The organism is Breoghania sp. JC706 (assembly GCF_037026715.1).
Taxonomy (GTDB): domain Bacteria; phylum Pseudomonadota; class Alphaproteobacteria; order Rhizobiales; family Stappiaceae; genus Breoghania.
In genome coordinates, this window is the sequence record NZ_JBANCG010000003.1 from 26,212 (window position 1) to 39,801 (window position 13,590).

Annotated in this window: 10 protein-coding genes; 8 read left to right on the forward strand and 2 right to left on the reverse strand. The window is 63.4% G+C overall.

Features of this window, described 5'->3' with window-relative positions; genetic code table 11:
* Positions 1-88: 88 nt before the first annotated feature.
* Positions 89-2,068, forward strand: a complete 1,980-nt coding sequence (gene rlxS, locus V2L18_RS06115; protein ID WP_336177050.1) for a relaxase/mobilization nuclease RlxS — start codon at positions 89-91, stop codon at positions 2,066-2,068.
* 11 nt (positions 2,069-2,079) lie between these two features.
* Here the strand turns inward: rlxS and V2L18_RS06120 are convergent, their stop codons facing one another.
* Complete coding sequence (locus V2L18_RS06120) at positions 2,080-4,131, reverse strand: UvrD-helicase domain-containing protein (RefSeq protein ID WP_336177052.1); 2,052 nt, start codon at positions 4,129-4,131, stop codon at positions 2,080-2,082.
* Positions 4,124-6,160: an AAA family ATPase gene (locus V2L18_RS06125; RefSeq protein WP_336177053.1), complete on the reverse strand. Its 2,037-nt coding sequence runs from the start codon at positions 6,158-6,160 to the stop codon at positions 4,124-4,126. The genes V2L18_RS06120 and V2L18_RS06125 overlap by 8 nt, the downstream gene beginning before the upstream one ends.
* 133 nt (positions 6,161-6,293) lie before the next feature.
* Between V2L18_RS06125 and V2L18_RS06130 the strand changes: the two genes are divergently transcribed.
* The 7 genes from V2L18_RS06130 to trbJ all read left to right on the forward strand — a co-directional run bounded on the left by V2L18_RS06130 (position 6,294) and on the right by trbJ (position 13,586).
* Positions 6,294-8,330 (forward strand): conjugal transfer protein TraG, encoded by a 2,037-nt coding sequence (locus V2L18_RS06130; protein WP_336177054.1) that lies wholly within the window; start codon positions 6,294-6,296, stop codon positions 8,328-8,330.
* Between the two features lie 116 nt (positions 8,331-8,446).
* Entirely contained in the window at positions 8,447-8,848 is a 402-nt protein-coding gene (locus V2L18_RS06135; RefSeq protein ID WP_336177055.1) for a CopG family transcriptional regulator, read from the forward strand.
* Complete coding sequence (gene trbB / locus V2L18_RS06140; RefSeq protein ID WP_336177056.1) at positions 8,845-9,810, forward strand: P-type conjugative transfer ATPase TrbB; 966 nt, start codon at positions 8,845-8,847, stop codon at positions 9,808-9,810. Before V2L18_RS06135 ends, trbB begins: the two co-directional genes overlap by 4 nt.
* Positions 9,811-9,821: 11 nt before the next feature.
* Positions 9,822-10,130 carry a TrbC/VirB2 family protein gene (locus V2L18_RS06145; RefSeq protein WP_085126703.1) on the forward strand — a complete coding sequence of 103 codons (309 nt, stop codon included), beginning with the start codon at positions 9,822-9,824 and terminating at the stop codon, positions 10,128-10,130.
* Positions 10,130-10,399 carry a VirB3 family type IV secretion system protein gene (locus V2L18_RS06150; RefSeq protein WP_336177058.1) on the forward strand — a complete coding sequence of 90 codons (270 nt, stop codon included), beginning with the start codon at positions 10,130-10,132 and terminating at the stop codon, positions 10,397-10,399. The genes V2L18_RS06145 and V2L18_RS06150 overlap by 1 nt, the downstream gene beginning before the upstream one ends.
* Positions 10,393-12,876 carry a conjugal transfer protein TrbE gene (trbE, locus tag V2L18_RS06155; RefSeq protein WP_336177059.1) on the forward strand — a complete coding sequence of 828 codons (2,484 nt, stop codon included), beginning with the start codon at positions 10,393-10,395 and terminating at the stop codon, positions 12,874-12,876. The genes V2L18_RS06150 and trbE overlap by 7 nt, the downstream gene beginning before the upstream one ends.
* Positions 12,873-13,586: a P-type conjugative transfer protein TrbJ gene (gene trbJ / locus V2L18_RS06160; protein WP_336177060.1), complete on the forward strand. Its 714-nt coding sequence runs from the start codon at positions 12,873-12,875 to the stop codon at positions 13,584-13,586. The genes trbE and trbJ overlap by 4 nt, the downstream gene beginning before the upstream one ends.
* Positions 13,587-13,590 lie beyond the last annotated feature (4 nt).

Consider the following 13,590-nt stretch of genomic DNA (forward strand, 5'->3'; position numbering starts at 1 on the left):
AACGCCCCGGATTTCCTGGGGTCGATTGGCACCAACTTTCAGAGGCTCGTTTCGTCGCCATTTTATTGGGGCCTATGAGGAGCAGACAGTGTTCGACGACGACGATTTCAAACCCAAGCTCGGCAAGATCCGCTCGCGCGGCTCGAAGGGCGGCCGCAAGTTCCTGCATCAAGTTTTGGCTGCATCGAACCTTGCGCGTGGCGGGGCGGGCGGCGCACGTAAGTCACGCTTCACCGGCAGTCGCATCGGGCGCGGCGCAGGCGTCGGGCGCGTACTGGCGAACCGAGACCGTTACGCCGCCTTCCGCCAGCGCCGCGTCATCATCAAATCCCGCATCGTCAAGCTGGCCGGGAAGGGGATGGACGGGGCACGGGCGCATCTGCGCTATATCCAGCGGGACGGTGTGACCCGCGAGGGGGAACCGGGCGAGCTTTACGGCACCGAGCAGGACCGGGCGGACGGAAAAGCCTTCCTGGAGCGCTCGGAGGGCGACCGCCATCAGTTCCGCTTCATCGTCTCGGCCGAGGACGGCGCGGAATACGACGACCTCAAGCCGCTCGCCCGCCGCCTGATGACCCGCATGGAGGAAGATCTCGGTACCAAGCTCGATTGGGTGGCGGTCGATCATTACAACACCGGTCATCCGCACACGCATATCCTGGTGCGTGGTCGGGACGACCGCGGCAAGGATCTCATCATCGCCCGTGATTACATCACCACCGGCATGCGCGAGCGCGCAGCCGAGATCGTCAGCCTGGATTTCGGGCCGTGGTCGGATTTCGAGATCGAGGGCCGATTGCACCGCGAGGTCGAGCAGGAGCGCCTGACCAGTATCGATCGCCGCCTCATCCGCGACATGGACGATATTGATCTCATCGCCGCGACCGACCGCGACGCCTTCCAGCAGAGTCTGCGCGTGGGCCGGCTGCAGAAGCTGAAGCGGCTGGGCCTGGCCGAGGAACTTCGCCCCGGCCAATGGCGGCTGGAAGTGGGGCTGGAGGATACGCTCCGCCGCATGGGCGAGCGCGGCGACATCATCAAGACCATGCACCGCGAAATAGCCGGGCAAAACATCGCCCGCAGCCCCGGCGATTACGTGATCCTCGACCCAGGAGACCCGACCGCGAACCCCATCGTCGGGCGCGTGGTGGCGCGCGGGCTATCCGACGAACTCAAAGACCGCCACTATCTGATCGTCGACGGGGTGGATGGGCGGACCCATTACGTCGACATCGGCACGGGCGAGGCGACCGAGCCGACACCGGACGGCAGCATCGTGCGCGTGACACCGAAGAACATCGAGCCTCGGCGAGTGGACCGAACTGTCGCCGAGGTCGCCGCTGCCAACGACGGGCACTACACCATCGACCTGCACCTCGAGCACGATCCCCGCGCCACCGAGGAATACGCCGAGACCCATGTGCGGCGGCTCGAGGCCATCCGCCGCGCCACCGGTGGCGTTGCCCGCGAGCCCAACGGTACCTGGATCATCGAGCCCGATCATCTCAACCGAGTGGTGGAATACGAGCGGAGCCTGGCTCGCGCCGCGCCGATCATCGTCGAGAAGCTGTCCCATCTCACGCTCGACCAGCAGGTGGGCGCCGGCGGCGCCACCTGGCTCGACCGCGACCTCGTCTCGGATCATCCCGAGCCCAGCCGCGACTCCGGTTTCGGCCGGGAGGTACGTGAGGCCCAGGCGCGCCGCCGGCAATGGCTGATCGCCGAGGGCCTCGCTCATGAGGAACAGGATCGGATCGTCTATCGCGCCAACATGCTGGCGACCCTGCGTCGGCGCGAGCTTACCCGTGTTGCCGGTCAGCTCTCCAACCAGCTCGGGCTTTCCTATGTCGAGACCCGCTCAGGCGAGCCGGTGGAAGGGACGCTTCGCCGCTCTGTTGAACTCGCCAGCGGCAAATACGCCCTCGTCGAGAACAGCCGCGAATTCACCCTCGTGCCCTGGCGGCCTGTCCTTGAACGCCACATCGGCAAGCAGGTCTCCGGCGTCATGCGCGGCGACGACATCTCCTGGACCATCGGGCGGCAGCGCAGCGGGCCGAGCATCTCGTGAGATCTAGCCAGTCATTTGGGCTGCTTCGCTATGCCATCAACGATCTCAACCATCTGCCAACCACGGGCAGTCAAGGTCTCCTTATGCTGAGTGATGTCCTGGTCGTCGCCGAGCACGAAACGCGGCACGGCAAGGCAAACCAGATGGCTCGGGCGAGTCATGGCAACATATGTCTGCAACAGTCGGGTCCTGTCGCGTTTGCCAGCGCCCGTTCCATTGACGTTGTTCCCGAGAAGCCAAGGTAGCATGCGCGCAGATGAGTGGTCGTGCCAGTGAGTGCTGAGGATCAATGTTGCCAAATGGGTCTGGCCCTTCACTGAGTGAATTGACCCGAGCCGGATATCGACATGTCGACTTCCTTCCTCAACGCGGTAGACGTTCGGGCTGGTGTCGCTTGCGGAAATTGGGGCACCGCCGCCCGGCGCAGCAGGATCCGCCGACCATGCGAGAAAGGTGCCTGCGTTATCTTCAAAAACGTCCTCGTTACAAAGCGCTCGGCATATGCCGAGAATGTCGCCCTGCATACTGTCCCAACACTCCTGGGTCAGCGGTAGTCGGTCGATGATAAGCGCTTTGACCAAGCGGCGGTATGCTGCAAGTACGGTGCTATTGGCGACCAATGCGTCCGTGATCGTACGGTGCGTCCGTGCCTTCCGCTTGAGCTGTCCGGCATCTCCGATGCGGCCCGCGAGGCGAATAAGGCCCGATGCAAGCCTCTCTACCGCAGGCGCAAGGTCGCTCTCATTACGCACGGCGGCCCGAGCTGCACGTATGTATTGGACGAGGGAACTTGGATGGGGCTCCTTTCGGGAAATCTCGGCCGTGTAGCCGCTCCAATAATGCGGCACCGACTTGGGGAAGTGCTGATGCCCCGGTGTCACCTCTGATGCGCCCTGGTGAACAGCTCCCACGGCCGTGACGGGTCCCTTTGCCAAGTCGGCATCGTCAAAGGTCGCCAGGACATGCTTGCCGTAGGCATTGAGCACCCCAGCCGTGCCGGCGTCGGGAAAGACAAAGATGGTATGCCTGCATGCAGTCGGCGTCCCGCCGATTGCCTTTGGCCCAGCACCGCAAAGGCCGGTCGGACTGACTGGCATCACCGCAAATGGTGACGCCAGCACTGCGATTTCCGGGCCGAAGCGGTAGCTGTTGGGGATGCTCAGGTTGCGTGCGGCATCTGAATCAGGGAACGAGTCGCTCTCATCGGGCTCGGCTTCAGCGTCGTCGAAGATCGCCTGATTGGGATCGCCGACCCGCTGCACGACGATATCAGCCGACGTGCGGGGAAAGATGGCGTGCAACATTGCGCCCTGGAGCTCGAAGGTGTCCTGCATTTCGTCGAGAACGACGAGCGGGAACCGCCGCCTCAACCATGAGGCCACGTCAGGACAATCCTCCAGAAGCGCCCGCGCCCACACGAACATCTCATCGTAGCAGAAGTATCCCGCTTTCGCGGCGGTCTCGATGGCATGCTTCGCTAGACCAAAGCTCGGTGCCGTTGAGCCGGCCGGAAACGGCTTTCCGCCAAGATCGAAGGTCAAATCGCGCGCACAAATACGCAAACGATCGAAGCCGCTGTACTTCTGTGCCAGAAAGTTTTGTACCTTCCAGTAGTCCGAGTTAGAAAGGGTGCCGCGCCGATAAGCGGTGGTGACATCGTTATCGATGGTCGGCGAAGGATAACCGTTTGAATCGAGCCATGGCAGCGCCAAGAAACGGTTTACAAAGCCATGTATGGTATCGATGAAGTGCGGGTAGCCGAGCAATCTCTGACCAACGATGGTGCTGCCAAGCCGGCTCTGGATTTCCTCTCGTGCGACATTTGTGTGTGAGAGGACACAGATGCCTTTGGAGCGATGAGGCCACTTGCGCGCCAAAATGGCGAGCTTCGCGACGATCAGAGTTGTCTTGCCGCTTCCCGGGCAGGCGGATACGTCCAGGGTCGTGCGGGACCGAAGAAAAACACGGCGCGGCTCATCCAGCGCGTCCAGACCCATCAAGGCGCGAACCCACTCGATATCCTCCTCAGTGATCTCGGGAATCAGTGGCGAAGCGTCAGGCATTCCCGGCAGCCTCCTGTGGAGCCGGTGGCAGAGGTGGCGTTGCGCCACCCCTCACATGCACGATCGCCTCGACGATGTAGCGGGGGAGCTTAGCTTCAAATGCGGCCCTGTCGAATGCCGGGGTATCTCCCTGCTTGGATAGCATCTCAGCCAAATACTGTGCTGCTATGGCCTTGGAAGCACCGCCAGAATGGAAGATCTGATAGACCCGCGTGCCCAGTACCGTGTGGTCGCCATTGGCCGCGGTCTCAATTTCCTCGAAGGCAGCTCGGGCGGCCGCTTCGACATCAGCGCGTTGCTTCTTCTCCTCATTGAGCGGGTCATCGTTTAAAGCGAGGGACGCAGCCACGTAGACGTCCGCCGCAAGGCCGCAGAACGCGAGATCGTATTCCAGCGTCCAATAGTCGGCGACAAAGGTCTTTACTGATTGACCGTCAGCGGATTGCAGACGAGCGCGCCACTCTTGCAGCGCCTGTTCCTGAGTCTTACCATTCCCACCGAAGTCGCGCAGCGCTTTCCATCGGCGCTTAGAACTGGACCACTTCTCGTCATCGTCGCCGGAGACCAAGCCAAGGATGGTCGGGGCGCAGTCCGGCATGACATCCATGTCCGCTAGGCAAGCTACGGGAATGGACAGTACCGGCGCCTCATTAGACCGACGCTGAAAGATGCTGCTAAACCGCCTGAGTCCCCTGCCGCCGACATTGACGATGGAGATACCGTGTTCGGTGAGGTCAGTGCCTAGCAACTTAGCCAGGACAGGGAGAAGAATAGCCTCTGCGTCACCCTCCACGACAATGACACCATGGGCGAAAAACAGGTTGGCCTTCGTCACGTCGAGGAAGCGCTCTAAGAAGCGGTAGTCACCCTTGTCGAGCCTCGTATGGCCTTCCGTAAGAGGGAAGGCGCGGCCCCCATGCATGATCACGATGTTCTGGAGCGGGATCTTCGATGCAAGATTTGGACTATGGGTCGAGAGGATGACTTGGACGGGGTGCTGCGAGTCCTTAACCCTGCCTGCGGCAGCTTGCGTCAGAAATTCCATGAGCCGAAGCTGACGCTGTGGATGGAGGTGCGCTTCGGGTTCTTCGATCAGCAAGAGCGGCAGCCCTTCCGGCTCCCGGGCGAGAAGCAGGAGTTCGCAGGCCATGTACAGGAGATTGTTGGAGCCAAGTCCGTACCGTCCTCGCGGGCTTCCTGTCGTCGCTTCGAGCAGTCCCAGTTCCAGGCGTTCCAGAATCTGTCGGAGGCGCGCTTTGTCTGTTCCGCCCTCCATGAGATCGATCTTGCCGCGAAGGCTGTCTCCGGTGAGCGACAGCGAGGAGAGATACTGGGTGTTGATCGCTTTCTCGGCGCTGCCGATTCCCTTGTGCTTCTTCACGCTGTGGCGCAGGTAGTCCGACAGCCCAAGGAGACTCAGTTCGCCAACCGCAGCGGCATCTGCGGGTAAAGCGTCAACATCGAAGGAATCACCCAGTCCAATTTCTGGCACATTGGCGAGGATCTGGGACAGTCGGGAGCCTCGGCCTGGCGACATCTCCCGCTCGGCATCACGCAGCGGCCGGAGATAGGCACTCGCCAGCAGTTCACGAACGGAGGCTTCCAAAGCGGGTCCGGCACCGTCGATGCCGCTGCGAACTGAAACGTCGATCCATCGCCGGACACCCGGCGTGTCGCTGAGCCTCTTGGCCACCCAGTTTACCAAGAGGAAGACTTGCCCGCTTTCATAGGAGAGATACTCGGCGAAGGCGCCCTTTTCATCATCGTCGAGCCCGCTGATCTTACAGCGGATGAGTATGTCGGCTGCCTGAGTACCTGAAGGATCTATATGAAAATCCTCCGGTTGGACGCGGATGAATTCCTGGTCGCGAGTCAGTAAGGCATATCGAATAGCATCGACTATTGCCGATTTTCCGCTGTCATTCCGTCCTACTAGTGCTGTTACACCGTCGTTGAACACAATTTTAATTTTAGAATCACCGTCTCCAAATTGGCGAAAATTACGAATGACAAGCTCGGAGAGGTGCATGTTACTTCGACCTATTCAGGAAAAGCTGCGAAGTCCGTAGAGAGAAGTATCAAAGGGTATATAAAGGCTATAACAGATTTCGTCCCTTCGAGCGAAGCTCGTTCCGTGTGCCTCAAGCAGCGGAACGACGCCCATGAGCCCCACCAAGCTTCTGATCGGTCAGATCGCCTTTGTGTTCGCCATTGTCATTCTCGGCGTATGGGCGGCGACGCAGTGGTGTGCGGACATGCTGGGCTATCAGGCGCAGCTCGGCAGCCCCTGTTTCGTGCTGTTCGGCTGGCCGGTCTACGAGCCGTGGAAGCTGTTTCCGTGGTGGTACCACTACGAGGCCTATGCGCCGGAGGTATTCGACAAGGCCGGGATGCTGGCGGCGGGCAGCGGCTTCATGGGCTGTGCGGCGGCGATTATCGGCTCACTGTGGCGCGCGCGGCAGAGCCGGCTCGTCACCACTTACGGGTCGTCGCGCTGGGCCGTGAAGGGGGAGATCGAGAAAGCGGGACTGTTTCGTCCAGTGGGCGTGTTCCTCGGCCGGCTGAAGGACCAATACCTGCGCCATGACGGGCCGGAGCATGTCATGGCCTTCGCGCCGACGCGCTCGGGCAAGGGCGTCGGCCTCGTCGTCCCGACCCTTCTCACCTGGACCGGCTCTGCCGTCATCCACGACATCAAGGGCGAGAACTGGCAGCTTACCGCCGGTTGGCGCTCGAAGTTCTCGCATTGCCTCTTGTTCAACCCGACCGATCCGAGATCGGCGCGCTACAATCCGCTGCTGGAAGTGCGCAAGGGGCCGGACGAGGTGCGCGACGTCCAGAACATCGCCGATATCCTGGTCGATCCCGAGGGTGCGCTCGAGCGCCGGAACCATTGGGAAAAGACCAGTCACGCCTTGCTGGTCGGCGCCATCCTGCACGTGCTATATGCCGAGGAGGAGAAGACGCTGGCGCGCGTCGCCACCTTCCTGTCCGATCCGCGCCGGTCCTTCGCGGCAACGCTGCGGCGAATGATGGCGACCAACCATCTCGGCACGCCAGAAAACCCGAAAGTCCACCCCGTCGTGGCCTCGGCCGCGCGCGAGGTGCTGAACAAGTCGGAGAACGAGCGCTCGGGCGTACTCTCCACCGCAATGTCCTTCCTCGGCCTCTATCGCGACCCTACCGTCGCGGCGACAACCTCAGCCTGCGACTGGCGCATTGCCGATCTCATGGATGCCGAACATCCGGTCTCGCTCTATCTGGTCATTCCGCCGTCCGACATTTCCCGCACCAAGCCGCTGGTGCGATTGGTCCTGAACCAGATTGGCCGGCGGCTGACCGAACGACTTGAGGGTGATCCGAAGAAGACCCGCAGGCATCAGCTCATAATGATGCTCGACGAGTTTCCGGCGCTGGGGCGGCTCGACTTCTTCGAGACCGCGCTCGCCTTCATGGCCGGCTACGGCATCCGCGCCTATCTGATCGCACAGAGCCTCAATCAGATTTCCAAGGCGTATGGCGAGAACAATGCCATTCTCGACAACTGCCATGTTCGCATCGCCTTTTCGTCAAACGATGAGCGGACGGCGAAGCGCATCTCCGATGCCCTCGGCACAGCGACCGAACTGCGCGCCCAGCGCAACTATGCCGGCCACCGGCTGGCGCCGTGGCTGAGCCACGTCATGGTCAGCCGGCAGGAGACGGCGCGTCCGCTGCTTACGCCCGGCGAGGTGATGCAATTGCCGTCCGCGGACGAACTCGTACTGGTGTCCGGCCTGCCGCCGATTCGGGCGAAGAAGCTCCGCTATTACGAAGATCGCAATTTCACGCAGCGTGTTCTGTCGGCCCCACATCTTTCCGAAGATGGCTACGAGGATAAACCGGCACCGCGCGCCGACGACTGGAGCGGCCAAGTGCGCGATACCGACGACCGCCTGATGCCTTCCGACGAGGACGGTACCAGGCGCGGTTCCCTTGGCGAGGAAGGCGGGCTTCAGCAGCAGCGCCACCCGGGCTTGGCGGAGGAAGAGACCGCGAAGCCCGTCGACCCCGGGCAGCCGGATCTGCCGGGGCTCGATGTGGACGAGTCGGATGTCGTCGCCGACAAGCGCGCCCTGAATCGGCTGTCGAAACCGGCGCGCGTCTATGGCGTCAACGAAGCGCTGGGGCCGGAGAAAGATATCCTCGAAGGATTCTGATCCCGCGCAAGCATCCGCATGTGATCGCATTCCATCGTACATAAAGGCCGTAAGAGATTCCGGCGGATCCGGCGATCCTTGTCCTGACTTTTTCAAGACTGTCAGGGCAACACTGCATGAAGCCGCGCCACAACATCTACATCGACGAGGAGACGAGCGCCGAGTTGGAAGCGCTGGCGGCCAAGCCCGGCGCCTCCAAGTCGGCCATCATCACCGACGCGATCCGCCATTACATCCGTCACCGCGGTGCCCATGCGCTCGATGAGGCGTTGAGGATCCGCCTCGACCGGCTGACACGCGAGAACAACCTCATCCGGCGCGACATCGATGTCCTGACCGAGAGCCTCGCCTTCTTCGTGCGGCTCTATCTCACCTTCAACGCGCACACGCCGATCCCGGACAAGGCGACGCAGGCGGTCGCGCAGGAGCGTTACCAGAAATTCGTCGAGCAGGTCGGCCGCCAGATCGCCGGCGGCAAGCGCTCGCTCGGCCCTAGGGACGAGGAGGAAAACCCATGAGCACGACTGCCGAGGAACGCCGCCGCGCCATGCTGAAGACGGCGATGGGGCCGACGATTAACGAGGCCCTTGGCGATGCCGCCGTGATCGAGGTGATGGTCAACCCCGACGGCAGGCTCTGGATCGACCGTCTCGGCGAGGGACGCAGCGATGCCGGCCTGCGTGTTCACCCCTCCGAAACCGAGCGGATCATCCGCCTGGTCGCTTCCCATGTCCGCGCCGTGGTGCATGCGGACAATCCAATTGTCAGCGCCGAACTGCCATCGGGAGAGCGCTTCGAGGGCGTGCTGCCCCCGGTCGCATTGGCGCCGTGCTTCGCCATCCGCAAGCCCGCCGCGAAGATCTTCACCCTAGCCGACTACGTCCGTGCCCAGATCATGGTCCCGATCCAGGCCGAAGCCCTCAGGCAGGCGGTGCGGGAGCGGAAAAACATCCTGGTCGCCGGCGGCACCTCCTCGGGCAAGACCACACTCGCCAATGCGCTGCTGGCCGAGATCGCGAATTGCGACGAACGGGTCATCCTCATCGAGGATACGCGCGAGCTGCAATGCGCGGCGGCGGACTGTGTCGCGCTGCGCACACGGCAGGGCGTCGTCTCCCTGGCCGATCTCGTCCGCTCGACGATGCGCCTGCGCCCCGACCGGATCATCGTCGGCGAAGTTCGGGGCGCCGAAGCGCTCGACATGCTCAAGGCGTGGAACACCGGTCATCCCGGCGGCATCGCCACCGTGCATGCCAATTCCGCCCACGCCGCCCTCTACCGGATCGAGCAGCTCGTCCAGGAGAGTGTCACCGTCATCCCGCGTCGCCTGATCGCGGAGGCGATCGATCTCGTGGTGTTCATCGCCGGGCGCGGCTCATCCCGCCGCATCGAGACCATCGCCGAAGTCACCGGCCTCGACGCCAACGGCGATTACGCGGTGACCACGCTTTCCATGCCCCAACTGCAATCGCTCTCATGAAAGGACATCGCATGCGCAAAAAGCTCCGATTTCTGTCGGCTACCGCCCTCACGTTTCTGCTCACGGCCCCGGCCTATGCGGCGGGCTCCGGCATGCCGTGGGAAGAACCGCTCCAGCGCATCCTGGAATCGGTTCAGGGGCCGGTGGCCAAGATCGTCGCGGTGATCATCATCATAATCACCGGCCTGACGCTGGCCTTCGGCGAGACCTCGGGCGGCTTCCGGCGGCTGATCCAGATCGTCTTCGGCCTCAGCATCGCCTTCGCGGCGTCGAGCTTCTTCCTCTCCTTCTTCTCCTTCGGCGGCGGGGCGCTCGTCTGATGGATGCTGCTCGCCACATCGAGGGCTTCGAAATCCCGGTCCATCGCGCGCTGACCGAGCCGATCCTGCTCGGCGGCGCGCCGCGCGCGGTCGCCATCCTCAACGGCACGCTCGCGGCCGCCATCGGCCTCGGTCTCCAGCAGTGGATCGCCGGGCTCGGCCTGTTCGTCGCCGGGCACACCTTGGCGGTGTTTGCGGCCCGGCGCGATCCGGACTTCCTGCCGGTGCTCGCCCGCCACCTGCGTCAAAGGGGGTGGTGGCGATGCTGAATCTGGCCGAATATCGCAATGGGGCCGACCGGCTTGCCGATCTGCTGCCCTGGGCGGCGCTGATCGAGCCCGGCATAGTCCTCAACAAGGACGGCAGTTTCCAGCGCAGCTTCCGCTTTCGCGGCCCCGATCTCGAAAGCGCGACGGAGGCCGAACTGGTCGGGCTCTGCGCACGGGCCAACAATGCGCTGAAGCGCCTTGGCTCCGGCTGGGCGCTCTTCTTCGAGGCGGAGCGGCTTGAGGCGCAGGATTACCCGCGGTCCAATTTTCCGGACGCGGCTTCGTGGATCGTCGACGAGGAACGCCGCGCCGCCTTCGAGGAAGGCAGGCAAGGCCGTCACTTCGAGAGCCGCTATCACCTTACTCTTCTATGTATGCCGCCGCCCGACGCGCAGGCCCGCACCGAGAATGCGCTGCTGGATTCCGGCCGGAAGGGGGAAGGGGACGGCGGCGCCCGGAACTGGCGGCAGGAGCTGGCCCGGTTCCGGGACGAGACCGAGCGGGTTCTGGACTTGCTTAGCGGCTTCCTGCCCGAGATCCGCGCGCTCGACGATGCCGAGACGCTGACCTTTCTGCACGGGGTCATTTCGACGAAGCGCCATCTCGTCGCCGTGCCCGAAACGCCGATGTATCTCGACGGCGTGCTGGTCGACACGCCGCTGACCGGCGGCCTGGAGCCGATGCTCGGCGACTGGCATTTGCGGACGCTGACGATCCTCGGCTTTCCGAACGCGACCCGCCCCGGCATCCTCGATGCACTGAACCATCAGGATTTTGCCTATCGCTGGGGCACACGCTTCTTGCCCCTCGACAAGACCGTGGCGACGAAGGTGCTCACGCGGCTGCGCCGGCAGTGGTTCGCCAAACGCAAGTCGATCACCGCCATCCTGCGCGAGGTGCTGACCAACGAGCCTGCCGCACTGGTCGACAGCGACGCCGACAACAAGGCGCTCGATGCCGACGCCGCATTGCAGGCGCTCGGCAGTGATCATGTCGGTTTCGGTTATTTGACGACGAGCATCACCGTCTGGGACGAGGACCGGGAGGCAGCGGAGGAAAAGGCCCGCGCCGTCGAGCGCATCGTCAACGGCCTCGGCTTCACCTGCACTCGGGAAACGGTGAATGCCGTCGAAGCCTGGCTCGGTTCACTGCCGGGCCATGTCTACGCCAATGTCCGGCAGCCGCTCGTCCACACCCTGAACCTCGCCCATCTCATGCCGCTCTCGGCGGTGTGGGCCGGACCGGCGCACAACGCCCATCTCGCCAAGGTCACTCAGACAGAATGTCCGCCGCTACTCTATGCGGAAACCAGCGGCTCCACACCGTTCCGCCTCTCCACCCATGTGGGCGATGTGGGCCACATGCTGATCGTGGGTCCGACCGGCGCAGGCAAGTCGGTGCTCTTGTCGCTGATCGCACTGCAATTCCGGCGCTATGCCGGCTCTCAGGTCTACATCTTCGACAAGGGCAATTCGGCGCGCGCCGCCGTGCTCGCCATGGGTGGGGAGCATCATGCGCTCGGGGCCGCCGCTGATGACATCACGAACGCGCTCGCCTTCCAGCCGCTCCGCGACATCGACGATCCGGCGACGCGAAGCTGGGCGGCGGAATGGATCGGCGCGCTGCTCGCCCATGAGAATGTCACCGTTACCCCGGAAGTGAAGGAGGCCGTTTGGTCGGCGCTGGGCAACCTCGCCACCGCGCCGGCTGAGGAGCGCACGCTCACCGGCCTGTCCGTCCTCGTCCAGGCGAACGCACTGAAAGCGGCGCTCCAGACCTATACGCTCGACGGCCCCTTCGGCCGGCTGCTCGACGCCGCCGACGATCGGCTGGCGCTGTCCAACGTCCAGTGCTTCGAGACCGAGGAGCTGATGCATGAGGCCGGCGTCGTCCTGCCGGTGCTGACCTACCTCTTCCGCCGTCTGGAGGAGAGGTTCGACGGGCGTCCCACGCTGCTCATTCTCGACGAGGCCTGGGTCTATCTCGACAATCCGCTCTTCGCCGCCCGCATCCGCGAATGGCTGAAGGTCCTGCGCAAGAAGAGCGTGTCGGTGATCTTCGCGACGCAGTCGCTGGCGGACGTGGCCGACAGCTCCATCGCGCCCGCCATCATCGAGTCCTGCCCGCAGCGCATTTTTCTTCCCAACGACCGGGCCATCGAACCCCAGGCACGGGCGGCTTATGAGCGCTTCGGCCTCAACGAGCGGCAGATCGAACTGATCGCGCGGGCAACGCCAAAACGGCACTACTACCTGCAATCGCGCCGCGGCAACCGGCTGTTCGAGCTGGGCCTCGGCCCCGTGGCGCTGGCGCTCTGTGGCGCCTCCGATCCAGCCTCCCAGACCCTCATCGATACGATCCTGGACGAGCATGGCCGGGAGGCCTTCGCAGTCGAATTCCTGAAGGCGCGCGGCCTCGATTGGGCCGCTGACATCATCGGCCAGTTCTCTCCCCAAACACAGGAGCCAACACCATGAAACGCATGCCTCTCGCGGCGCTTGTCGCCGCATCTCTCGCTATCGGCCTGCCGCAGGCGGGCCATGCTGCCTGGCCGGTCTTCGATGCCACCAACTACGGTCAGAATGTCCTGCAGGCGGCGCGCGCCCTGGAGCAGATCAACAACCAGATCCAGCAGATCCAGAACCAGGCGGTCATGTTGCAGAACATGGCAAAGAACCTTCAGCGGCTGGACTTCTCCTCGCTCGGACAACTCCAGGGGGCGCTGAACCGCATCGACGGGCTGATGATGCAGGCCGACGGCCTCAGCTTCGACCTCAGCCAACTCGAAGGTCAGTGGCGGCAGCAATACCCCGATAGCTACGATGCTTCTATTGGTGTGAACGACATGGCGAACGCCGCGCGCGAGCGCTGGCAGAATGCCATGAACGCTTTCCGCCAAACCATGCGGGTGCAATCGCAGATCGTCGAGAATGTGCGCGCCGACGAAGGGCTGCTCACCGATCTCGTCAATCGAAGCCAGGGCGCCGTCGGGGCGCTGCAGGCGCAGCAGGCCGCCAACCAGCTCATTGCCCTCTCGGCCAAGCAGCAGATGCAGATCCAGACGCTGATGGCCGCCCATTACCGCGCCGAGGCCGAAGACGCCGCGCGCAAGGCGCAATCGGAAGAAGCGGCGCGCGAGACCACGCGCAGGTTCCTCGGGTCCGGCTCCGCCTATTCCGGGAACTGACGGG